Genomic DNA, 23067 nt, shown 5'->3' with positions numbered 1-23067 from the left:
TATTCAACGAGGAAAACATGCTTTGCGATTCACCGAAGGTGCCGTTTCTTGCTCAGGGTTGCGAGCCGGATACGGAGCGAGTCTCCGCCACGTTCGCCGTCCTCGGCGCGCCGTACGGCGTGCCGTACGGCCCGGCGCTGCTGCACTGCGACGCGTCCAACGCGCCCGACAAAGTGCGCGAGCGCAGCTTCCGCTACGGGCGCCAGATCGGACACTATGACTTCGACCTGCAGGGCACGCTGTTCGGCGACACGGGCGCGACCTGCGTCGATTGCGGCAACCTGCCCGGCACGCTGGACGTCGCGCGCAACGCGGCGGCCGTGACGTCCGCCGTCGCGTCGCTGCTCGAGCGCGGCGCGATTCCGGTGGTGCTCGGCGGCGACGATTCGATTCCGGCGCTGTGCGTGCGCGCGTTCGAGGCGTACGGACCGCTGAACGTGCTGCAGTTCGACGCGCATCTCGACTTCCGCGACGAGGTGAACGGCGAACGGCACGGCTATTCGAGCCCGATCCGGCGCATCCGCGAGATGCCGTTCGTCAGGCGGATCGTCCAGGTCGGCCTGCGCGGCAGCGGCAGCGCGCGCCCGAGCGACGTGGAGGACGCGCTGCGCTCGGGCAACGTGCTCGTGCCGGCCGACGTCGTGCACGATGAAGGCATCGAAGCCGTCACGCGGCACCTCGTGGACGACGCGCCGTGGTTCGTGACCGTCGACATCGACGGCCTCGACCCGAGCATCGCGCCGGGCGTGGTCGCGCCGATGCCGGGCGGCCTGACGTTCCACCAGACGCGCGGCGTACTGCGGCACCTGTGCGCGAACACGCGCCTCGCGGGAATCGACGTCGTCGAATATCACCCGGCGCTCGATGTGCGCGAGATGACCGCGCTGACGATCGTGCGGCTGCTGACCAACGTGATCGGCACCACCGCGCGCCGCATCGCGCGGTAACGATTTCATGCGGCGAGACCGCTCGCGCATCGCCCGTCGCCACGCCGGTCTCGTCCACTGATTCGGGCTTCGAATCAATTTTCACGCACCCTGCTCGTGGCCCTCGCACGACCGGCCACGCATCGCCGCGATCGCTCCCCACGGTAGACGCGTTCGATCGATTGTTCTATACTCGCCTCAACTTCATCACAAAACGCATGATCTCGTGCGCAACGTGATGTCATTTCGCACTTCGTTGCGCATGCATCCGTTTCGCCACGTCAAAGGGGCCTCCGGCCCCAGCGGTCGTCGCCAAGCCGCCCGCATCCATGCCGTCTTCACAGGACGGTGCCCTGCTCGAACGCGCCTCGCCGTTACGGCGCCGCCGGGCTGAACCTGACAATCAGACGAACGCGTCGTCGCGTTCAACCGACCGCCAGCCGCACCTCGGTGCAGCCGGCAGCACTGTTTCCGTCAGTTCAATCGCGGCCATGCCGGGATCACGAACTTCCATCGCGACGCCATGCGGCGTCATCGCGGCGTGCGCCTGCGCGCGTCGCACCGAATCGAGGAGGCGTATCTTCATGACTCGACGCACTGTCCAGCTGGTGGGCAGCCTGGTGGCCATCATCGCCGTGGGATGGGCATTGGCGCGCGGCATCGGCGCCGAGACGTTCAAGCAGCGCTCGGACGATCTCGCCTACTACGCGGGCCAGCACATGCTGCTGGTCGTCTATTCGATGACACTGGCCATCGCCGTGGGCGTGCCGGCCGGCGTACTGCTGAGCCGGCCGCGATTCCAGCGCCAGGCCGAGCGCTTCATGCAGGTCTTCAACATCGGCAATACGATCCCGTCGCTCGCGGTGCTCGCCATCGCGCTCGGCATCTTCGGCATCGGCAACGTGCCGGCGATCGTCGCGCTGTTTCTCGCCTCGCTGCTGCCCGTCACGCGTAACGCCTACGAAGGGATGAAGAACGTACCGGCCGCGCTGCGCGAAGCCGCCAAGGGCATCGGCATGACGGGCTGGCAATCGCTGGTTCGCGTGGAATTGCCCAACGCCTTGCCGATCATCGTCGGCGGCGTGCGCACCGCGCTCGCGATCAACGTCGGCACGGCGCCGCTCGCGTACCTGATCGGCGCGGACAGTCTCGGCTCGCTGATCTTTCCCGGCATCTACCTCGACAACCAGCCGCTGCTGCTGCTCGGCGCATCGCTCACCGCGATCCTGGCACTGGTGCTGGACGGCATCGTCGCAGCCGGCAGCCGTCACTGGCTCGCACGCCACGGAGGTGCCGCATGACGCTTCATCGCATCCTTCGATCGTTCGCACGCCTGTGCACCGTCGGCGCGCTGTGCGTCGCCGCGAGCACGCCGGCGTTCGCCGCGAAGCTCGTGCTGGGCGCGAAGAACTTCACCGAGCAGTACGTGCTGGCGGAACTCACATCGCAATACCTGCGCTCGCGCGGCTACGACGTCGAAGTCCGCGCCGGGCTCGGCAGCACGCTCGCGCGCAGCGCGCTGGAGAACGGCCAGTTCGACCTGATGTGGGACTACACGGGCACGGCGGCGCTCGTCTACAACAAGATCCAGGACAAGCTGTCGCCCGAGGAGATGTACCGGCGCGTCAAGGCGCTCGACGTGCCGCGCGGGCTCGTGTGGCTCGATGCGTCGCCGCTCAACGACACCTATGCGATCGGCCTGCCGAGCGAACTCGCGCAGGCCACCGGCATCCGCACGGTGTCGCAGCTCGCCGAGCACCTGAAGAACGATCCCGCCGCGAAGCATTACGTATTCGGCATGGATGCGGAATTCGCGAATCGCCCCGACGGCCTGAAGCCGCTGCTCGCCGCCTACGGCATGCAGTTCAGCCGCGCGCAACTGAAGCAGATGGATCCGGGGCTCGTCTATACGGCCCTGCACAACAATCAGTTGAAGATCGGCCTCGTCTACACGACCGACGGCCGCGTGAAGGGCTTCGGCATCGTGCCGCTCGAGGACGACAAGCACTTCTTCCCGCCGTACAACGCGACGCCCGTGGTCCGCAAGGGCACGCTTGAAAGCAATCCGAAGCTCGCGACGCAGCTCAACGCGCTGTCGGCCGCGCTCGACAACGACGCGATGCAGGCGATGGCCAAGGCCGTCGATCTCGACGGCAAGTCGCCGCGCGACGTCGCCGATGCGTTCCTGCGCACCCACCCGCTGCCCTGAAGGAGAACCGATGAACGTATTCGACTATCTCGCTTCGAGCTGGCCCGAGTTGCTGCAGCTCACGCTGCAGCACGTGTGGCTCGTCGCGATCGCCGTAGGTTGCGCGATCGTCGCCGGCGTACCGCTCGGCATCCTGATCAATCGCCACGACTGGCTCGCCGGGCCGCTGCTCGGCATCGCCACGCTCGTGCTCACGCTGCCGTCCATCGCGCTGTTCGGCCTGATGATCCCGTTCTTCTCGCGCTTCGGCCAGGGCATCGGCGCCGCGCCCGCGATCACGGCCGTATTCCTCTACTCGCTGCTGCCGATCATGCGCAACACGTACCTGGCCTTGCACAACGTGGATGCGGGGATCAAGGAAGCCGGCACCGGCATCGGGATGACCTCGTGGCAGCGCCTGCGTCTCGTCGACTTGCCGCTCGCGGTGCCGGTGATTCTCGCGGGCGTGCGCACCGCGGTCGTGATGAACATCGGCGTGATGACGATCGCCGCCGTGATCGGCGCGGGCGGCCTCGGCACGCTGATCCTGCGTGCGATCGGGCAGAGCAGCATGATGAAGCTGCTGGTGGGCGCGGTGCTCGTGAGCCTGCTCGCGATCGTCGCCGACCGGCTGCTGCAGATGCTGCAACGTGCATTGACACCGAAGGGAGTGCAGAAGACATGATCGAACTCGACCAACTGACCAAGACCTTCACGCGCAAGGACGGCCAGGCCGTGCGCGCGGTCGACTCCGTGAGCCTGTCGGTGCCCGAAGGGGAAATCTGCGTGTTCCTCGGCCCGTCGGGCTGCGGCAAGACCACCACGCTCAAGATGATCAACCGGCTCATCGCCGCCACGTCGGGCCGCGTGCTCATCAACGGCGAGGACACGGCGCAGCTGAACGAAGTCGACCTGCGGCGCCACATCGGCTACGTGATCCAGCAGATCGGCCTGTTCCCGAACATGACGATCGAGGAGAACATCACCGTCGTGCCGCGCCTGCTCGGCTGGGACAAGAAGCGCTGCGCCGAACGCGCGCGCGACCTGATGTCGATGGTCGCGCTCGATCCGAAGCTGTACCTGAAGCGCTATCCGCGCGAGCTGTCGGGCGGGCAGCAGCAGCGCATCGGCGTGATTCGCGCGCTGGCCGCCGATCCGCCCGTGCTGCTGATGGACGAGCCGTTCGGCGCGGTCGATCCGATCAATCGCGAATCGATCCAGAACGAGTTCTTCCAGATGCAGCGGCAACTGAACAAGACCGTGATCATGGTGAGCCACGACATCGACGAAGCGATCAAGCTCGGCGATCGCATCGCCGTGTTCCGGCGCGGCCAGCTCGTTCAGTACGATCACCCCGACACGCTGCTCGCCCGCCCGCGCGACGAGTTCGTCGCGCAGTTCGTCGGCCAGGACAGCACGCTCAAGCGCCTGCTGCTCGTGAAGGCCGGCGACGCCGCCACGCAACCCGAAACCGCGCGCGTCGATACGCCGCTCGCACACGCACTGGCGGTGATGGACGAAACCGACTGCCGCTACCTGACCGTGCTCGACGACGCGGGCCGGGCGCTCGGCTACGTGACGCGCCGCGCGGCACGCACCGACGGCGGCGTATGCGGCGAACGTGTGACGCCGTTCCCGGCCGGCGTCGCGGCGGACGACAACCTGCGCATCGTGCTGTCGAAGATGTACCAGTACAGCGCGTCGTGGATGCCGGTGCTCGACCCCGACGGTGCGTGGCTCGGCGAGATCACGCAGGACTCGATCGCCGCGTACCTCAGCTCGGGCCGCTCGCGCCGGCAAACCGGCCAGCCGCCGGGCAGCCCGGCCGAGACGGTCGCCTCGGTCGCCACGTCCTGAGTCGCGCCCGGGCCGGTGCTTCGTTGCACCGGCTTCGGGAAGTGAATCGACATCGCGCGTTGCAGAAAGCAACCAGACGCATCAGCGCAGCGGCGCTCGCGTTTTTCCGTCGACCTTCAATGTGCGCCGATCGCGCGCGACTTCGTATTCGACGGTCTGCGCGGGCGTGACGGCACCATACGATCGGCCGTTCACATAGACGACGCCGTCGCGCAACTCCACCCTGTCGCCGTTGACGGTCGCCGTGGCCCGGTCGCCCTGCAAAACCGCACCCGAACAACCGGCGGTCGAGAAGCTGCGGACCGACGTGCCCGGCATCGCGGCGTTCCCGCCGCGCTGATCCGCCGCATGCGCGGCGCTGCACGGCGCCGCATCCATCACGCCGGCCGCATGGAGCGGCACCGCGCCGAGGCCACTCCCGGCCAGCAACGCGATCGTCATCGGCAACAGCTTGTTCATGGTGATCTCCGTGGTCCGCGGTCGTCGATCGAGGGTCGGCCGATGCCCCTGCTCGCAGCTCTGCCAACGCCGCCCAGTATGCAGCCACTTCGCCGCGCCCGGCCATCCGCTTCAGTACCCGTCGCGGTGGCGGCCGCACGGATGCGCCGCCCCGAAGCAATCGATTACGTGAAAATCCGCCTTGATCAAGTTGCGACCCGCAACTATTATCGATTGCGATACGCAACCTTTCAGGGGCAGACCATGGACCTCATCGACGCGCCGGCCAAGCCGCGCGACGCGACCATCCTCGAATTGCGCGACTTCTCGCGCAAACTGGTACGCGAGCTCGGCTTCATGCGCGCGACGCTGGCCGACAGCGACTGGGCGCCGTCGGCCGTGCACGCGATCCTCGAGATCGGGATGGCGCCCGGCATCAACGCGAAGGATCTGGGCGCCATCCTGCGGCTCGACAAATCGAACACGAGCCGGCAACTCGCGCGGCTCGAAGCCGCCGGTATCGTGGAGCGGCGCGTGTCGAGCGAAGACGCGCGGGCGATCGAGCTGTACCTGACCGCCGAAGGCAAAAAGCTCCGAAAAAGAATCGATACGTTCGCGACCGATCAGGTGTCGAACGCGCTGCGCCGGATGATTCCGGCCGACCAGCAGGCGCTGCTGCGTTCGCTCGCGCTGTATGCCGATGCACTCGCCCAGGACAACGCGGCCCGCGCGCCCGTCGCACCCGCCGACGCGCCGTCGATTCGCGAAGGCTATCAGCCGGGCTGCATCGGCGACATCGCGAGCCTGCATGCGCGCTTCTATGCGGAACACTGGGGTTTCGGCGCCTTCTTCGAACAGCGGGTGGCGACCGAGCTGGCCGCCTTCGCGGGCACGCTGCCGGCCGCGGGCAAGGCGCTGTGGCTGTGCCAGGAAGACGGCCGGACACTCGCGTCGCTCGCGATCGACGGCGACCCGACGACGGGCGTCGCGCACCTGCGCTGGTTCATCGTCAACGACGCGTTGCGCGGCTCGGGCGTCGGGCGTCAATTGATGACGCTGGCGATGCGTTTCGTCGACGAACACCGGTTTCGCGAAACCTACCTGTGGACCTTCAAGGGGCTCGATGCGGCGCGCCATCTGTACGAGTCGTTCGGCTTTGCGTTGACGAACGAGTCGGCAGGCACGCACTGGGGAACCGAGGTCGTCGAGCAGCGCTTCAGCCGGCCCGGGCCGTCCGGCGATTGATATCGGCGGACAGCTTCGCCGTGCGTGGGGGGCAGCAGCCCGGCGTTAGCTGTCGCACGCCGCCCGATGCACGACGCGCGCGAAATCCGGATAATGTCTGCCCCGAACATTCGCCCGACAATGGATCCGCTCATGACTCCCGGTGTCCTCGTGACCGGCCGCACGCTGGATCGCGCCAAATTGATGCAGCTCATCGAAGGCTCACCTGCGCCCCTCCACCTGGAGGATTGCGACCTCGAAAGCGCCGATCTGTCGCGCCTGGATCTGCGCGGCGCGCGATTCGAGCGCTGCGCGCTCGCGGAAGCGTCGTTCGTCGGCGCCACGCTCGCGCACACCACGTGGATTCGCTGCCGGGCCCGCCAAACCGACTTTGCGTCGTCGGATCTCGAGGACGCCGCGTTCCGGTCGTGCGACCTCAACAATACGAGCTGGCGGCGCAGCAAGCTCGGATCGGTCCGCTTCAACGAATGCCGGCTGACCGGTGCCGATTTTGAGGAATGCAAATCGCTTGGACTCGAATTCGCCAGCACGCTGCTGGTCGGTGCGAGCCTGCGGCGCTTTTCGTTCCGTAAAACCCGGCTCGTGGCGCTCGATTTCTCGGACGCCGATCTCGCCGGCGCGGACTTCCGCGATGCCGTGTTCGAAGGCGGCAGCCTGCGCAACGCACATCTGAACGACGCTCGCTTCGAGGGTGCCGACCTGCGCGACGTGGACCTGGGCGGCACGCCCAGGCTGCTCGCGTCCGGCGTGCTACGCGGCGCGACCGTCTCCTACGATCAGGCGGCCATGCTGATCGAGAACTTCGGGATTCGGGTCGCATAACGCGCCGCCACACCCGCGCCCGCTTCGTCGTCGCGAGACGGCGCGGGCTATCCAGCCGTCTAATATTCTCATCACTTCGACCGCATTCCGGCCGCCGCCAGTACGCTCGCAAGCGCGATGTGCACGCTGCCGCACCGCGTCGCCATCCTGCCCATCACTAGGGAAAATCCGGAGACATCCTTACAGCGATTTATCCGATGATTCACGGGAGCGTCATGTTTCGGCGATTTCGCTGAATGCCAAGCTTTCAGTCCGCGCCATGCAGCCGATGCCGCCCCGCGGCAATCGCGATGACCGCAGCCTGAAACGGCAGCCGTTGGCGAAGCGTCGGGTGTTCAATACTTTCAACAACCCGGTCGAGAGTAATCGTGAGAATCCGTGGCCCGCTGGTGCGATGGAGACGAGGCGATGCGCGAAACCTGCGCGCCGCGCTGCCGTCCCTCGACGACCGTGACGGCTGGCGAAGTCCTCGCCTGTCTCTGTCGATCTACACCATCCTGTCCCGCCGTTCCGTTCGCCGTCACAACGCCGTCGCCGCCCGTGCGTCCGTCGCGATCCATACCGACGACGTGGCGTCGCTGCTGCCTTAGCGCGCCTTTCCCCTTCTTCGTGTCCGTTCGACCTGCGCATCGTGTCGCCTGAGCGGCGACGGGATCGGCTCGCGCCGCGTTTGGCCGCAAGCCCCGCGCGACATCGAACGCACTCCTGATTGCATTGCACTGCCCGTGCTCGTCGACAGCACGGATCATGCACGCCTGTTCCATCCGATGAACCGTCGCGCGATGGCCCGTACGCCGGGCTCGACGCGCTCCGCCAGGAAAGACTTCGTCATGCGAATCCGCCCGCTCCACCGTACCCTTTCAGCCGCCGCCATCCTGTCGATCGCCACCGCCGGCACTGCCGCCCACGCAGCCGGCGAACTGAACATCTACAACTGGTCCGACTACATCGCGCCGGACACGATCCCGAACTTCCAGAAACAGACCGGCCTTCACGTTCGCTACGACAACTACGACAGCGACGACACGCTGCAGGCGAAGCTGCTGTCCGGCAACTCCGGCTACGACATCGTCGTGCCGACGTCGAACTACATGGCCAAGCAGATTCAGGCGAGCGTCTACCAGCCGCTCGACAAATCGAAGCTGCCGAACCTGTCGAATCTCGACCCGCTGCTGATGAAGATGGTCGCCGACGCCGACCCGGGCAACCAGTACGGCGTGCCGTGGGCCTACGGCACCGACGGCATCGGCTACAACGTGCGGGCCGTGAAGAAGGCGCTCGGCGACAAGGCGCCGGTCGACAGTTGGGCGCTGGTGTTCGATCCGGCCAACATGGCGAAGCTGAAGGGGTGCGGCGTGTCGTTCCTCGACCAGGCCGTCGATGTGTTCGCCGCGACGCTGCAGTACATGGGCAAGGACCCGAACAGCACGAACCCGGCCGACTACCGCGCCGCCTACGACGTGCTGAAGAAGGTGCGCCCGTACATCACGCAGTTCAACTCGTCGGGCTACATCAACGATCTCGCGAACAACGACCTGTGCGTGTCGTTCGGCTACTCGGGCGACGTCGGCATCGCGCACCGCCGCGCGGCCGAAGCGAAACGCCCGTACGAGATCCGCTTCGCGAATCCGAAGGAAGGCGGCCTGCTGTGGTTCGACATGATGGTGATCCCGAAGGACGCGCCGAACCGCGATGCCGCGCTGAAGTGGATCAACTACCTGCAGGACCCGAAGGTCAATGCGGGCATCACCAACGCGGTGTTCTACCCGACCGCGAACAAGGCCGCGCGTCAGTACGTGAAGCCCGCGATCGCGCGCGATCCGTCGGTGTATCCGTCCGACGAGGTATTGAGCAGGATGACGTTGCTCAAGCCGATGCCGCCCGAGATTCGCCGGCTGCAGAACCGGTTGTGGGCGCAGTTGAAAACGGGGCGGTGAGCGCGGGGCGACGCGGGGCACCAGCCCGGTCGCCGGCTCAGTCGTGGTCGGCGCCGTGCTCGGCAGCGTGGTAGTTGAGCCGCGCCGACAGATCGGCGGCCGCCTGCCGGACCTGCCCGACGAGCCCCTGGTCGATCATCGACTTCTCGAGGAACGGCCGCGCGACCGTCAGCGTGACCGCGGCGACGATCAAGCCGCTGCTGTCGCGCACCGGCGCGCTGATCACCGAGATGCCGGGCTCGAACGACGATTCGCTGAGCGCGTAGCCGTCGGCCGCATACTTCTGCGCGCGCGCATATACTTCCGTCGCGGTACGCGGCGTGTGCGGCGTATAGGTCGGCAGCATCGGCTCCGGGAACAGCGCGTCGAGTTCCGCCTGGTCGAGATCGCCAAGCAGCACGTGGCCGTGCACCGAAGCATGTGCGGGAATGCGCGTACCGATGTTGACCTTGATCGCGCTCATCACCGAATCGTGCGTCCACGCCTTCGCGACGAACACGACGTCGCGGCCGTCGCGCACCACCAGATGACTCGCGAAACCGGTCGCATCACGCAGCCGCTCGATCACCGGCGTGCCGATGTCGGTCAACGCGAGCGAGCTCAGGTAATCGAAGCCGAGCTTCATGACGCGCGCGCCGAGCCGCACGTCGCGATCGCGGTTCGCGCGTTCAAGATAGCCGAGCGTCTGCAGCGTCTGCACGAGTCGCAGCGCCGTAGTGCGCGGCAAGCCCAGCCGCTGCGCGATCAGGTTCGGCGTCAGAACCGGATCGCGTGCGTTGAACAGTTCGAGGATCCGCAGGCCGCGCTCGAGCGCGGGAACGAGATAGGTGTCGTCGTCGGAAAGCGTGCCGGTGGTATCGGGCGTATCTGGGTTCATCGTGGCCTTGCGTCGTCAGTCCTGCACCGTCGACTTCAGCGGTTCGGGCGCGCTGCCGCCCGTGGCCGGCGGATCGAGCTCGATGCGCTTGACCTCGCCGAGCAGGAACGTGTAGCACAACGCGCCGATCACCGCGAACACGCTGATCAACCCGAGCGCCCATCCGAACGAACCCGTCTCGCGAACGATGAAGCCGATGGCGATGGGCGTAACGATACCAGACAGGTTGCCGACGAAGTTGACCGCGCCGCCCGTGACCCCGAGCATGCTGCGCGGCGCGATGTCGCCGATCAGTGACCACGATGCCGACGCGACGCCCTGCGCAAAGAACGCGAACGACATGATCGCGATCACGACCCAGTTGGTGTCCGTCAGCACCGCCAACGACATCGTCGGGACCAGCAGCAGACCGGTGATGATCGGCGTCTTGCGCGCGGCACCGACGCTCGCGCCGCGCCGCAGCAGCCAGTCGGACAATGCGCCGCCCGCAAGCACGCCGACCGATGCGGAGATGAACGGGACCGACGCCGCGCCGCCCGCTTTCAGCACGGTCATGTGACGCTCGGTGATCAGGTAGCTCGGGAACCACGTCAGGAAGAAATACAACGACGATAGCGACGCGAATTTGCCCGCGCAGATCGCGATGATCTGGCGGTTGCGGAACACGATCGCGAGCTTGCGCCACGGGAACGGCTCGCCGCGCGCGGGCTTGCCGATCTCGACCACCGCGCCGCCGGTGCGGATGTGCTCGAGTTCGGCATCGTTCGCCCACTTGCACTGCTCGGGGTCGCGATACAGCAGATACCAGACGCCGGCCCACAGGACGCCGACGAGGCCCGTCGCGAAGAATATCTCGCGCCAACCGAACGTGCCGGCGATCCAGAACAGCACCGGCGTCAGCGCGGCCATGCCGACGTACTGGCCGACCAGATACACGCTGGTCGCGATGCCGCGTTCGCGCTGCGCAAACCAGATCGACACGACGCGGTTGTTGATCGGGAAGGTCGGCGCCTCCGCGATGCCGACGCCCAGGCGCAGCCCGAACAGCGTCGCGAAGCGGCCCGCGAAACCCTGCAGCAGCGTGAAGCTCGACCAGGTCAGCAGCGCCACCGCGTACATCACGCGCGAGCCGAAACGGTCGACGACCCAGCCGCCCGGCAGGTTGGCCAGCACGTAGGTCCACGAGTACGCGGAGAACAGTACGCCGATCGCCACCGGGTCGAGCCCGAATTCGTGCTTGAGCAGCGGCGCCGCGACCGACAGGTTCGCGCGATCGACGTAGTTGACGACCGTGCCGACGAACACGAGAAACAGCATCAGGAAGCGGATGCGGGTGGGCTTCCGGGAGGAGGTGTCAGGCATCGGTCGTCCCTTGTCTTTTCCTGGCCCTACATGTCCATGAATGGACATTTCGACCATATGAGACGCGATGATCGCGTGGACAAAAGCACGGGTCAAGGCGCGTTTAATTATTTTCCGCTTGATTCATATCAAAACCGGGCCCTATGATTTTTTTCACTTGATAACGAAATGTCCACCAGTGGTCATTTGTATATATCGCTCGGTTGGTCTGTCCGCCCGCTTCCCGGTCCCTGACACATGAAAATCCTGCCTCGCACCTTTCTTATCGCCGGATGCGGCGCCTCGCTGGTTTCGCTCGCACACGCACAAAGCAGTTCGGTCACCATGTGGGGCCAGGTGGATTCCGGCGTTACCTACATCAGCAACAAGCGCGGTGGCGCGTCGTGGGGCACGGCGTCCGGGATCGGCGCGCCGACGCGCTGGGGACTGCGCGGCAACGAGGCGCTCGGCGGCGGCTATCGCGCGGTGTTCGCGCTGGAGAGCGGCTTCAACGTCAATACGGGCATGCTGATCAAGTCCAACACGTTATTCGACCGGCAGGCGTATGTCGGCCTCGACGGTCCGTTCGGCACGATCACGTTCGGCCGCCAGGCCGACCTGATGGACGACGTCGCGATCCGCTATTCGAACGCGTTCTGGAATCGCAGCCTGTACGCGTTCCATGCGGGTAACCTGGACAGCCTGACCAACGGCTACCAGATCGAGAATGCGGTGAAATATCGGAGTCCGGAATGGTACGGCATACGCGTCGGTGCCCTGTACGGCTTCACCGGGTCGGACGCGACCGGCCACAGTGCGGGCGCGTACGCCACCTACGATCGCGGCCCGCTGTCGGTCGGCGTCACGTACATGACGACCCAGCGTCGCGTGCTCGACCTGTACAACTACTTCGGCTGGACCCGGTTCCTCGACCAGACGCTATCCGCGCAAAAGACTTTCCAGTCGAACGAGGTCAACAACCTGGGTATTGGGCTCACGTACCGGATCACGGAACCGTGGCACGTCAACGTGCTGTACACGCGGACGGACATCAAGGGCGCACGCACGGCCACGCACATGCAGAACATCGACGTCGGCACGCTTTACCAGTTCACCGCGGCGGAAGCGGTCACGCTCGATTACACGTATTCGCGCCTGGACGGCATGCACTGGAACACGCTCGAGGCCGGCAACCTGTACGCGCTGTCGAAACGCACGCAATTGCAGGCGACGCTGACGTGGCAGCTCGCATCGGGCAACGGGGCGACGGCGGCGACCTATCCGAACGGCCCGTCGTCGGGGCGCTCGCAACTGCTCGCGCATGTGGGGATGACGCATTCATTCTGAGCCCATCGACCGGGTGCGACGGACGACCATTCGCGCGCGCCGCACACTGTCGTCGTGCGATCGGGCAAGTGCATGGCAATCGCGACGCATGGTGGATCGTTTCCGCCGTCGCGGCGGCGTCCGCGGCCGACGTCGTCGAAGCCTTGGTTGCATGCATGCGGCCCGGGTCGACCTTCATCGACCTCGATGCGGTGACACCGGCCCTGAGCTACCGCAACGCCTGCTCCCGCTCCGCCGCAAACGCATCGCCAACGAACCGGATCACGTCGTCGAGCGACGACGTGCACACCGCGTCCGCGGCAAGCGACCGAAACGCACCGTCCGGCCCGAAGCAGACGAGCGGCTTGCGCCAGCGCTGCGCGAGCGCGATCTCTTCCGCCGTCCCGTGCCCGCCCGGCAGGGCCACGATCAGGTCGCTGCTCAGCACGTTCACGTAGTTGCGGTTGATCGTGTCCGGAGCCGCGCCCGGCTCGCGGCGCGGCAGCGGCGTGAGGACCGGAATGTCGACGAACGGATGCGGATAGCCGTCGAGCGGCACGAAGCCCGCGACCGGATCGGCCTGCGTCGGCACGATGCCGATCGATCGTCCGGTCCGACCGGGCACGCCGGCGAACGCGCGCGCGACCGCCAGCATCACGCCCTGCCCGCCGCCCGTCAGCAGGTTGAACCCGGCCTGCGCGAGCCACGCGCCGAGCGGTTCCGAAAATGCGGCCCACGGCTCCTTGCCCGAGCCCATCACGCCAATCGTCCTGGTTTTCCGTTGCATCGTGGTTTCCGGTGAAATCGTGGCGGCGCGTACGCGCGCCGCGCTCATTCGAGCTCGACGCCCTTGAGCTCGGGGATCAGGAACAGCGTCGCGATCATGTCGAGCACGTACAGGCCGGCGAGCAGCGCGATGGCCGTCTGGAACCCGTAGTGCGCGGCGAGCGCGCCGACCGCGACCGGGCCGAAGCCGCCGACCGCGCGGCCGATGTTCCACAGCACGTTCTGCGCGGTCGCGCGTGCGGCCGTCGGATAGCCTTCCGACATCAGCGTCCCGTAGCCGCCGACCATCCCGTTGACGAACATCCCCATCAGCGCGCCGGCCCACAGCATCGTCGTCGGGTCCGACAGCCGCGCATACGCGATGACCGTCACGACCGAGCCGAGCTGATACAGCAGGAACGTCGGCTTGCGGCCGATGCGATCGGCCAGTTGGCCGAACACCCAGACGCCGATCATCATCCCGACGACGGTCGCCGCCGTCCACAGCCCCGATTTCGTCAACGAGAAGCCCATCTGCTTCGACAGGAAGGTCGGCAGCCAGATCATGATCCCGTAGTAGCCGAAATTCTGGACCGAACACAGGATCACGATGCCGAGGCTCGTGCGCGCGGTGCGGCCGTCGGCGACGAGCATGCGGAACGCGTTGGACGTGGGCTGCGTCGCGCGCTGCACGAACGCTTCCGGCTCGTGCAGCTTGTTGCGCATCACCCACGCGAGCAGCGCGGGCAGCACGCCGACCACGAACATGCCGCGCCAGCCGATGTGGAGCAGCAGAAACGGCGTCAGCAGCGCGGCCAGCAGCACGCCGGCCTGCCAGCCGAGCGCGACGTAGCACGACACGCGGGCGCGCTTGGCTGCAGGCCACGCTTCGGCCGCGAGGGCCATGCCGATCCCAAATTCGCCGCCGAGGCCGATGCCCGCGATGGTGCGATAGACGAGCAGATCCTCGAAGCCGCGCGCGAATGCGCACAAGCCGGTGAAGATCGCGAACAGCAGGATCGTCCAGGTCAGCACGCGCACGCGTCCGTAGCGATCGCTCAGCGCGCCGAACACGATGCCGCCCGCGACCGCGCCGATCAGTGTCCACGTGACCAGCGCGCCGCCCTGTCCGGGCGTCAGGTGCAGCGCCGCCGTGATCGCCGGCAGCATGAAGCCGAGGATCAGCAGGTCGAAGCCGTCCATCGCGTAGCCGATCGCCGATCCGGCCAGCGCTTTCCACGCGTACGCGCCGACCTGCTCCACGCGCGTGGCCGACGGGCCGCCGAGCGTCGAAGATTTCATGTTTGCTGCCATGGTGTCCTGCCACGAATGTCCGGCGACATTCTAAGGCCTGTGCCGGCGAACGACGGCGAACGACGGCGGTGGACGCGCGTCGCGCCCGCGCTGGCCGGACGGCGCGCGGGCAACGGAGGCAACAACGGAGGCAACGAGCGGGAAAAGGAAAAGGAAAACGTCGATCCGGTGTCGGCGGCGAGGCCGGCGATGTCGCGATCAGGCCGGACACCGAATGAAAGACGGCGGGCGGGCGGCGAATTGCCGGCCGGCCCGCCTGCGCGAACCGGACGGCGCCCGGTCGCCTTGCGGCGCGCCGGGCTTCAGCCCTGATCGTCCCCGGGCCACCAGGTCTTGGCCTCGCGGTCGACCGCCAGCGCTTCGAGATCCTTGCCTTCGAGCCATTTCGGCCGCGGGCCGCGCCCCGACCACGAGCGGCCGGTCGACGGATCGTAGTACTTGGCAGGCGCCTTGCGCTTGCGCTGGACGATGTAGCCGAGCGCGCTCAGCACTTCCTGCTGCGAAATTCCCAAAAGCTCGACCTGTTCCTTGAAGGCCGCGAGCGCGGCTTGCTTCTCCTTCTGCTTCGCCTCTGACAGCTTGATGTTCAGGTCCCGAAGTTGTGCTTCGAGTTCCTGCAGGGCCTGGGTCATGTATTCATCCTCTTTGGGCATGTTTTTGCAAAAAGCTCCGATGGCCGAACCTACCACGAAGTTCCGCCGATCGGGGCTGTCAAATAGGTGAATCGTCCACCTGAGCCGGCATGATTTGCGCGATGCGCACTAAACGACGTCGTGCGTCACTGGCAGCTTGAACCAAGCCGGCAACGGGCGGCACGCCGCGTACGCATGCATGAAGCGAACGGCGGCGGCAAGTGATTCGCCGCCCCTGGCACGGGCGCGGCATGGCGCGAATGATAGCAGTGCGCGGCGTCGTGTTGCAGAAGTCTGCCGACCGGCGTCGACGCGGGCCGACGGGTCAGCGGCCCGCGCCGCCGGCGTCCCACACGATCCGGTCGAACAGCACGCGCAGCTTCGCGCCGCGCGCCGCATTCAGCGCCGTCGCATGCGCGACGCGCCCGGCCAGATGCGCACGGAAATCCGGATGCGCATCGCGATTCTGCGACGCCGGGCCGCGCCGGATGCAGTTGGTCAGGATCGCTTTGAGTCGATCGAATGCGTCGCGCGACAGGTTCGGATGCCGGTTGACGACCACGCCGGCCAGTTGCTGCCGCGTGCCCCGCCGCATCACGCGGGTCTTGCGCAATTGCAGCGCGAAGCCTTCCTCGAGCGCGATCGCGGCGACCCGGACTTGCAGCCGCTCGACGTCGCGTGCGAGCGCGCCGCCGCCGGAAAACGCGAGATCGTCCGCATAGCGCGTATAGGTCGCATCGACCGAACGCGCGAGCGCGGCGAGCCGCAGGTCGAGCCGGAACGCGCACAGGTTCGCGAGCGCCGGCGACGTCGGCGCGCCCTGCGGCAGATGCCGTTCGCGATAGCGCTGACGGCCGATCCAGTCGAACCGGTCGCGCAGGTCCGGCGCGAGCAGCCGCGCCGACGGCACGCGATTGGTGCAGAGCCCGGTGAGGATCCGCGCGACTTCGGCCGGATAGCCGAGCGTCGCGAACAGCGCATGGACGCGCGCGGCGCGCACCGACACGAAGAAGTCCGCGAGATCGAAACGCACGACGACATCGCGATCCGCATGCGGCGTCGCGAACGACACGATCCCGTGCCCCTTGCGAAAACCGTGGACCGCGCCATGCGGCGCGATGCGATCGAGCAGCCCGTGCAGGATGCGGCGCTGCGCTTCGCGCAGCCGCCCCTTCGGGATTTCGACGAGGCGGCACCCGCCGCTGCGCTTGTCGACCGCGACGTATGTGTAGTGATGCAGCGGCGTGGCGCCGCTGCGCGCGTCGACGCGCCAGTGGTCGGACAGCCAGTCGAGTTCCGGCGCGCTCACCCCGAGCCAGCCGGCGAGATCGCCGGGCGTCGGCCATTGCGGCACATCGCAGCCCGCGAGCGGCGCCGGCAACGGTCGCTGGACCAGCGGCCGCCGCACGATGCGGATCACCACCGGCCGACGCTCGCCATACCATGCGCGCACGAACGCGGGCGCCTCGGCCAGGAGCGCCGCGAGCGCGTCGGTGTCGGTATCGGCCCAGTCCGCGCCGAAGCGGGCGAGCGCGAGGTCCGCGCATTCGCGCGTCCACGGCTGTGCCTCGCCGAGCACGGCGGCCATCCGCGCGACGACGCCGTCGCGTTCGGGCGGACCGGCGAGCATCGCCTCGGCAATCGTGCGGGTGGTATTGCGCAGGGATGAGTGCATGGGAAAAGGAAGGCGGGACGATGAGTCAACGTGGCTGGTGCTGCGAGAGCCGTCGTTGCGCAACGCGCAACATGCGCACTTGCGACGCATCGGCGTATCGATCTGATCCACGGGGTAGCCCCGTAGTCCTGGAACATCGGCTGCCTGTTCCGGGCGTGTGCTTGACCCACCGCCCCGCGTCGCGACTTTAATGGGCGGCGACGCCAGGTGTCAAATCGCGCCGGACGATGCGCGCTGCGCGGCGGCGTCGCGCTTATGCGCGCCGGGCGAACAGTTCGCTGAACGCGATCGGCGCCACGCCGATGCCGGCCATGCCGTTCAGTATCGTCGCCCAGCTCGCGTCGGCCACGCTGACGGGAAACGACCGCACGCGATGGGCGAGCAGCCAGAAGGTGCGCGTCATGCCGTCGCTCATCGCGACCTCGTAGCCGCTTGCCGCCGCCCAGTAGCCGACCGACGGCAGCGTCACAGGTGCGTCGCGGCCGCCCCTGAACGCGGTGGCCGCTACCGCGAACTTGCTGTCGAGCGACATGGCCCGGCGCGGTACGCAATCCTGCGAATTCTGTTTCGGGAACGTGGGGCTCGTCTCGAGCCAGCGGCGATAGAACGTCTCCGCGTCGATATGGACGACAAACCGCTCGGGTCCACCCGGCTCGGCCTTCAGATAGCAGTCCGCCTGATTCGGCACGGGGACGCGCCACGTCGCGCGCTTCGCGCTCAGCTCGACCAGTTCGCACGCCATCGATGGGCGCTGGGTGGGTGAAGCGGCTCCGGATTCGCGCAGGTCCTGTGCACGAAGGATGCCGTTACGAAGACGTGTCAGCATGGGCCCTCTCTTTCTCTCGATTTTTTTCGAATGAGTCCGGGCCCGTGGCGTGCTCCGCGCGGGTGCCGCGATGCGGTCGCCCGGTTCCCCGACGCTCCCGACCGGATCGGGAACCCGCGCAGTGTATCGTCTTTCGATGCAGGTGCGACATTGCGCCATCACGACCCATACGGGTACATCGCCAGCGCCGGCCGCAGCGGCAAATGTGCGTCCCGCCCAGGGCCGCCGCACGTCCCTACATCTTGCCCGCCAGATGAAACCGCGACGCCGGATGCCACAGCCTGACCGACGTGGCGACATGCTCGCCGACCCACGTGCGGCGTCGTAGCAGCAAACACGGTTCACCGATTTCCATCACGAGATGCCGACGCACCTGCGCGTTGGGCTTCTCCGCGTAGATCCGGAACTCCGCCCGCTGGATCGGCGCGAGTCTCACCATGTAATGATTCGGCGTCTCGAGCGTGAAGTCCTGCTCCAGATACGCGGGAAACAAGGCCGGATTGACGTAGCGATCCTCGAACTGGATCGGCTCGTCTTCCTCGTAATGCACGATGCGCGAATGAAACACGGGTCCGGCGCGCAGTCCGAGCGCATCGATCGCGTCCGGCTCGACGCTGCGCTCGATCAGCAGCACGCGCGCACTGTGCCGATGGCCGCGCTCGGCGATCTCGTCCGCGATGTTGCGGATCTCCAGCACCGTCGACTCGTAATGCCGGCGCTCGACGAACGTGCCGGCCCCCTGGATGCGGGTCAGCACGCGCTCGGCCGTCAGTTCGCGCAGCGCGCGCGACACCGTCATCCGGGCCACGCCGAATTCCTTGACCAGTTCGGCCTCGGTCGGGATCGCGGCGCCGGGCTTCCAGTCGCCCTTCGCGATCCGCTCGACGACGTAGCGCTTGATCTGCTGATAGGCCGGCAGTGCCCGCGCCGGCACGGTGTCGGCCGACGCCTGCGCCGGCCGTGCGAAAAGCTTGCGTTCCGTTTCGCTCATGCGCCCTCGACCGAATGAATGTTGGGTAATCGGCCCGTCCTCGCCTGTCGTCACTGCAACGAAGGCGGCACGCCTGCGACGATGCCGGCCGCGATCGCGATATCGTCCGCGAGCGGCCGGTCGTCGCGATAGACCGGCACGCGCGTGCGCACATGCCGCCACAGCGCGTCCGTCGATGCGGCCCGCGCGGTGTCGCCCGGCTGCAGGTCGTACGCCTGCGCGGCGGCCAATAGCTCGATCGCGAGCACGCGCGTCGTATTCTCGATGATGTCGAGCGCCTTCAGCGCGGCCGGCGTCGCATGACACAGGTGATCTTCCTGCAGCCCCGACGTGATGCCGCCGTCGAGACTCGCCGGCGCGGCAAGCCGCTGATTCTGCGCGACCAGCGCGACCGCCGTGTACTGCGCGATCATGAAACCCGAACAGCTGCCGCCCGGCGCGGCAAGAAACGCCGGCAGCCCGCTGACGAGCGGATTCACGAGCCGGTCGAGACGCCGCTCGGCGATCGCGGCGACTTGCGCCATCGCCGCCGCGAGGCTGTCCATCGCGAGCGCGATGCCGGCGCCGACCGCGTGCGCCTGCGAATGCACGGCCGGCGCGTCTCGCGTGCCGGCCACGACCGGATTGTCGGTCACGGATGCGAGTTCGCGATCGACGACCTCCGCCGTGACGTCGAACACGTCGCGCGCCGCGCCATGCACGTGCGGAATCGTGCGCAGGCTGAGCGGATCCTGCGTATGCCGGCCGCTCGCCGCGGCAAGCATGCCGCTGTCCGCCAGCAGCGCACGCACACGGGCGCCGACCTGCCCGATACCGGGGGAAATCCGCAGCGCGAGCGAAGCCGGATCGAATGCGGCGAGTTGCCCGCCCAGGTTCTCGAAGCTCATCGCCGCGATCCAGTCGGCCCAGTCGAGCAACCGTTCGGCGCGGGCGAGCGCGAGCGCAGCCAGCCCCGTGACGCACGGCGTTCCGTTGACCAGGCTCAACCCCTCCTTCGCGCCGAGCACCAGCGGTTCGCGGCCGATACGCCGCAGCGCCTCGTCGCCGCGCATGCGTTCGCCGCGATGGCGCGCATGGCCGTGCCCGACGCACACGAGCGCGACATGCGCCATGTGGGTCAAGTACCCGACCGAGCCGTGCGCCGGCACTTCCGGCAGGCAATCGTGCTCGAGCAGCGCGACGAGCTGTTCGACGACATCGGGACGGACGCCCGAATGCCCGTGCGCATAGTTGTTGATCGCGGCCGCGATGATCGCGCGGGTTTCGGCTGCGCCGAGCGGCATGCCGACGCCCACCGCGTGACTCATCAGGATGTTGTGCGACAGCGTGCTCTGCTGCGCCGGCGACACGATCACGTCGCACAGCGCACCGACGCCGGTATTGACGCCGTAGGCGCGAATGCCGCGCGCGACGATCTCGTCGACGAGTTCGCGAGCGGCCACGACGCGCGCGCGCGTATCGTCGGCCAACGCCAGCGGCGCGCCGGCCGCCACCGCCGCAACCTGCCGCCAGTCAAGCGGCCGAGCCGCACGGAATACGGTCATGGCAGCCTCAGTTCGCGGTGCGGTCGTGGTGGCTCGACACGAATTGCCGGAAGCGCTCGGACGTCTGGCCGCCGAAGACTTCGTCGGGTGTGCCGTCCGTATCGACCTCGCCCTGATGCAGGAACATCACGCGATTCGACACGTGGCGCGCGAATCCCATTTCATGCGTGACGACCAGCATCGTGCGCCCCTCCTCCGCGAGCGAGCGCATCACGCGCAGCACCTCGCCCACCAGTTCCGGGTCCAGCGCCGACGTCGGTTCGTCGAACAGCATCACTTTCGGATGCATCGCGAGCGCGCGTGCAATCGCGACCCGCTGCTGCTGGCCGCCCGACAGGTGCGCGGGATAGTAGCCACGCTTGTCCGCGAGGCCCACGCGCGCCAGCAGCGCCTCGGCCTCCTCCACCGCTTCCGCGCGACTGCGCTTCTGCACGCGCAGCGGCCCCTCGACGAGGTTGTCGAGCACCGTCATGTGGGACCACAGGTTGAAGTTCTGGAACACCATCCCGAGCTGCGAGCGGATCCGGTCGACCTGGCGCCGGTCGCGCGGATGCAGCTTGCCGTCGCGCGCGCGCTTCATCGCCAGTTCCTCCCCGGCCAGGGCGACGGAACCGTCATCGGGGGTCTCGAGCAGGTTCAGGCAACGCAGGAACGTACTCTTGCCCGATCCGCTCGCGCCGAGGATCGAGATGACGTCGCCCTCGTGCGCGTCGAGCGAAATGCCCTTCAGCACATGATGATCGCCGAACGACTTGTGGATGTTTCTGACCGACAGCGCAACGGGAGCAGCGGTGTTCATCGGATTCTCCTGGAAGGAATGGCGCGCTCAGGACGCGACGCGCCGGGCATTTCGGGTCGCGGCGGCTGGCGCACCGGATGGCTTCGGCGCACGCAGGTGCCCCGAGAGCCGCCATTCGAGCGCGCCGAGCAGGCGCACGACGATGAAGTTCAGGCCCAGATAGATGACGGCCGCGCAGACGAACACTTCGGTCGTCCGGTAGGTTTGCTGGATGATCTGCTGCGCGACGCCCGTCACTTCCCATACGGTGACGAGGCTCGCCAGCGCGGTCGACTTGACCAGCAGCACGGCTTCGGTCGAATACGCGGGCAGACACTGGCGCAGCGCGATCGGGCCGATCACGCGCCGCAGCAGCGCGAAGCCCGACAGGCCGATCGAATAGCCGGCCTCGATCTGCCCGATCGGCACGGCCATCAGCCCGCCGCGCAGGATTTCGGCCGTGTAGCCCGCCGTGCACAGCGCGAGCGACAATACCGCGCAAACGTACGGCTCGCGCAGCAGCGGCCACATGAAGCTCTCGCGGATCACGCCGAACTGGCCGAGCCCGTAATACACGAGGAACATCTGGATCAGCAGCGGCGAGCCGCGAAACACGAGGATATAGGCACGCGCGAAACGGTTCGGCAACCAGCGCGGCGATACGCGCATCGTGACGATCACGATCGACAGCAGGCCGCCGAGCACGAGCGACGCGAAGAACAGGCCGAGCGTGGTCGGCACGGCCGCGAGCAACTGGCGCAGCGTATCGACGAGAAAAGCGAAATCGATGGACATGCCCGTTCTCCGTCAGTTGCGCGCGAAATTGCGGCGGAACGACCGGCCGACGATCGCTTCCGCCCGGTTGAACACGCGGTTCGACAAGCCCGTCATCAGCAGATACAACGCGCCACCCGCGACGAAGAACACGAAGTACTGGTGCGTCGAATTGGCGGCGATCTGGCTCGTGCGGAGCAACTCGGCAAGACCGGTGACCGAGATCAGTGCGGAATCCTTCAGGCTCAGTTGCCACACGTTGCCGATCCCGGGCAACGCGAAGCGCAGCACCTGGGGAACCAGGATGCGCCGCAGCACCATGCTGCGCGGCATGCCGATCGAGCGCGCCGCCTCGAGCTCGCCTTTCGACACGGCGAGCACCGCCGCGCGATAGACCTCTGCCTGATAGGCGCCCGAGATCATCCCGACCGCGAGCGCACCGATCACGAACGGCGGCACGCCGATGAAGCCTTCCGCGCCGAACCACTGGCCGACGGCCGTCACGAGCGTCGAGCCGCCGAAGTAGAACAGATAGATGACGAGCAGTTCGGGCACGCCGCGAAATACCGTCGTATACAGATCGCCGAGCAGGCGGAGGGTGCGGTAGCGCGACAGCTTCGCGGCCGCGATCGCCGCGCCGATCACCGCCCCGACCGCGAGCGCGGCAAGCGTCAGCGCGACCGTCATCAGTGCGGCGAGCAGCAGCACACCGCCCCAGCCTTCGGTACCGAAACCGAGCATTTCAAGAATCGCCATGCGTGCCTCCCGGCATGCGTTGGGTGAAGCCACTGGATGCGTGCCCCCGTGTGCC

The 23067-nt window shown here is 67.2% G+C and carries 24 protein-coding genes; 10 read left to right on the top strand and 14 right to left on the bottom strand.

What is annotated here, in order from left to right; genetic code table 11:
• Window positions 1-17 precede the first annotated feature (17 nt).
• On the top strand, window positions 18-947 hold the full coding sequence (locus H0X90_RS00760) for an agmatinase (RefSeq protein WP_006497931.1): 930 nt from the start codon (window positions 18-20) through the stop codon (window positions 945-947).
• A gap of 382 nt (window positions 948-1329) precedes the next feature.
• Here the strand turns inward: H0X90_RS00760 and H0X90_RS00755 are convergent, their stop codons facing one another.
• A complete protein-coding gene (locus H0X90_RS00755; RefSeq protein WP_006484836.1) occupies window positions 1330-1512 on the bottom strand; it encodes a hypothetical protein in 183 nt (60 codons plus the stop codon).
• On the opposite strand from H0X90_RS00755, the gene H0X90_RS00750 reads away from it, so the two are divergent.
• The 4 genes from H0X90_RS00750 to H0X90_RS00735 are packed head-to-tail and all read left to right on the top strand — an operon-like array spanning window position 1511 to window position 4971.
• A complete protein-coding gene (locus H0X90_RS00750) occupies window positions 1511-2227 on the top strand; it encodes an ABC transporter permease (RefSeq protein WP_006484827.1) in 717 nt (238 codons plus the stop codon). The genes H0X90_RS00755 and H0X90_RS00750 overlap by 2 nt on opposite strands.
• Window positions 2224-3135, top strand: coding sequence for a glycine betaine ABC transporter substrate-binding protein (locus H0X90_RS00745; protein ID WP_006484838.1), 912 nt, complete (start codon window positions 2224-2226; stop codon window positions 3133-3135). Before H0X90_RS00750 ends, H0X90_RS00745 begins: the two co-directional genes overlap by 4 nt.
• Before the next feature lie 10 nt (window positions 3136-3145).
• Window positions 3146-3799: an ABC transporter permease gene (locus H0X90_RS00740; RefSeq protein ID WP_006484832.1), complete on the top strand. Its 654-nt coding sequence runs from the start codon at window positions 3146-3148 to the stop codon at window positions 3797-3799.
• Entirely contained in the window at window positions 3796-4971 is a 1176-nt protein-coding gene (locus tag H0X90_RS00735; RefSeq protein WP_006484826.1) for an ABC transporter ATP-binding protein, read from the top strand. Before H0X90_RS00740 ends, H0X90_RS00735 begins: the two co-directional genes overlap by 4 nt.
• Before the next feature lie 81 nt (window positions 4972-5052).
• Here H0X90_RS00735 and H0X90_RS00730 read toward each other — a convergent pair whose 3' ends face one another.
• Complete coding sequence (locus H0X90_RS00730) at window positions 5053-5430, bottom strand: hypothetical protein (protein WP_006484823.1); 378 nt, start codon at window positions 5428-5430, stop codon at window positions 5053-5055.
• A 243-nt stretch (window positions 5431-5673) separates the two neighbouring features.
• Between H0X90_RS00730 and H0X90_RS00725 the strand changes: the two genes are divergently transcribed.
• The 4 genes from H0X90_RS00725 to H0X90_RS00715 all read left to right on the top strand — a co-directional run bounded on the left by H0X90_RS00725 (window position 5674) and on the right by H0X90_RS00715 (window position 9413).
• Window positions 5674-6654, top strand: coding sequence for a helix-turn-helix domain-containing GNAT family N-acetyltransferase (locus H0X90_RS00725; protein WP_077190558.1), 981 nt, complete (start codon window positions 5674-5676; stop codon window positions 6652-6654).
• 132 nt (window positions 6655-6786) lie between these two features.
• On the top strand, window positions 6787-7476 hold the full coding sequence (locus H0X90_RS00720; protein WP_227739751.1) for a pentapeptide repeat-containing protein: 690 nt from the start codon (window positions 6787-6789) through the stop codon (window positions 7474-7476).
• 368 nt (window positions 7477-7844) lie between these two features.
• Complete coding sequence (locus tag H0X90_RS35655; protein ID WP_077020526.1) at window positions 7845-8066, top strand: hypothetical protein; 222 nt, start codon at window positions 7845-7847, stop codon at window positions 8064-8066.
• 240 nt (window positions 8067-8306) lie between these two features.
• Entirely contained in the window at window positions 8307-9413 is a 1107-nt protein-coding gene (locus tag H0X90_RS00715) for a polyamine ABC transporter substrate-binding protein (protein ID WP_048988618.1), read from the top strand.
• 37 nt (window positions 9414-9450) lie between these two features.
• Here H0X90_RS00715 and H0X90_RS00710 read toward each other — a convergent pair whose 3' ends face one another.
• Window positions 9451-10290 (bottom strand): IclR family transcriptional regulator, encoded by an 840-nt coding sequence (locus H0X90_RS00710; RefSeq protein WP_006484835.1) that lies wholly within the window; start codon window positions 10288-10290, stop codon window positions 9451-9453.
• Between the two features lie 15 nt (window positions 10291-10305).
• Window positions 10306-11652 carry an MFS transporter gene (locus H0X90_RS00705; RefSeq protein ID WP_227739750.1) on the bottom strand — a complete coding sequence of 449 codons (1347 nt, stop codon included), beginning with the start codon at window positions 11650-11652 and terminating at the stop codon, window positions 10306-10308.
• A 237-nt stretch (window positions 11653-11889) separates the two neighbouring features.
• On the opposite strand from H0X90_RS00705, the gene H0X90_RS00700 reads away from it, so the two are divergent.
• The gene (locus H0X90_RS00700; protein ID WP_006484850.1) at window positions 11890-12978 is read left to right on the top strand and encodes a porin; all 1089 of its coding nucleotides are present in this window, start codon (window positions 11890-11892) and stop codon (window positions 12976-12978) included.
• 208 nt (window positions 12979-13186) lie between these two features.
• Here the strand turns inward: H0X90_RS00700 and H0X90_RS00695 are convergent, their stop codons facing one another.
• From H0X90_RS00695 to H0X90_RS00650, 10 genes are all read right to left on the bottom strand, one after another.
• Complete coding sequence (locus H0X90_RS00695) at window positions 13187-13792, bottom strand: DNA-binding protein (RefSeq protein ID WP_077190554.1); 606 nt, start codon at window positions 13790-13792, stop codon at window positions 13187-13189.
• Entirely contained in the window at window positions 13789-15036 is a 1248-nt protein-coding gene (locus H0X90_RS00690) for an MFS transporter (protein ID WP_077190552.1), read from the bottom strand. The genes H0X90_RS00695 and H0X90_RS00690 overlap by 4 nt, the downstream gene beginning before the upstream one ends.
• Before the next feature lie 302 nt (window positions 15037-15338).
• Window positions 15339-15668, bottom strand: coding sequence for an H-NS family nucleoid-associated regulatory protein (locus tag H0X90_RS00685; RefSeq protein ID WP_006484840.1), 330 nt, complete (start codon window positions 15666-15668; stop codon window positions 15339-15341).
• 325 nt (window positions 15669-15993) lie between these two features.
• Window positions 15994-17343, bottom strand: a complete 1350-nt coding sequence (locus H0X90_RS00680; protein ID WP_077190550.1) for a reverse transcriptase family protein — start codon at window positions 17341-17343, stop codon at window positions 15994-15996.
• Window positions 17344-17596: 253 nt separating this feature from the next.
• Window positions 17597-18169: a hypothetical protein gene (locus tag H0X90_RS00675; RefSeq protein WP_034203909.1), complete on the bottom strand. Its 573-nt coding sequence runs from the start codon at window positions 18167-18169 to the stop codon at window positions 17597-17599.
• Window positions 18170-18404: 235 nt separating this feature from the next.
• Complete coding sequence (hutC, locus tag H0X90_RS00670; RefSeq protein WP_006497918.1) at window positions 18405-19160, bottom strand: histidine utilization repressor; 756 nt, start codon at window positions 19158-19160, stop codon at window positions 18405-18407.
• A gap of 50 nt (window positions 19161-19210) precedes the next feature.
• Window positions 19211-20704, bottom strand: coding sequence for a histidine ammonia-lyase (gene hutH, locus H0X90_RS00665; RefSeq protein WP_006484825.1), 1494 nt, complete (start codon window positions 20702-20704; stop codon window positions 19211-19213).
• A gap of 7 nt (window positions 20705-20711) precedes the next feature.
• On the bottom strand, window positions 20712-21503 hold the full coding sequence (locus tag H0X90_RS00660; RefSeq protein WP_006484818.1) for an ABC transporter ATP-binding protein: 792 nt from the start codon (window positions 21501-21503) through the stop codon (window positions 20712-20714).
• Window positions 21504-21530: 27 nt separating this feature from the next.
• Window positions 21531-22277, bottom strand: a complete 747-nt coding sequence (locus tag H0X90_RS00655) for an ABC transporter permease (protein WP_077190548.1) — start codon at window positions 22275-22277, stop codon at window positions 21531-21533.
• 12 nt (window positions 22278-22289) lie between these two features.
• The gene (locus H0X90_RS00650; RefSeq protein ID WP_006481063.1) at window positions 22290-23012 is read right to left on the bottom strand and encodes an ABC transporter permease; all 723 of its coding nucleotides are present in this window, start codon (window positions 23010-23012) and stop codon (window positions 22290-22292) included.
• Between the last annotated feature and the right edge of the window lie 55 nt (window positions 23013-23067).

Source organism: Burkholderia sp. 9775_39 (genome assembly GCF_015712225.1).
Taxonomy (GTDB): domain Bacteria; phylum Pseudomonadota; class Gammaproteobacteria; order Burkholderiales; family Burkholderiaceae; genus Burkholderia; species Burkholderia cenocepacia.
Note: the sequence above shows the minus strand (reverse complement) of the source record. Positions and strands in the feature narration are given on the sequence as shown.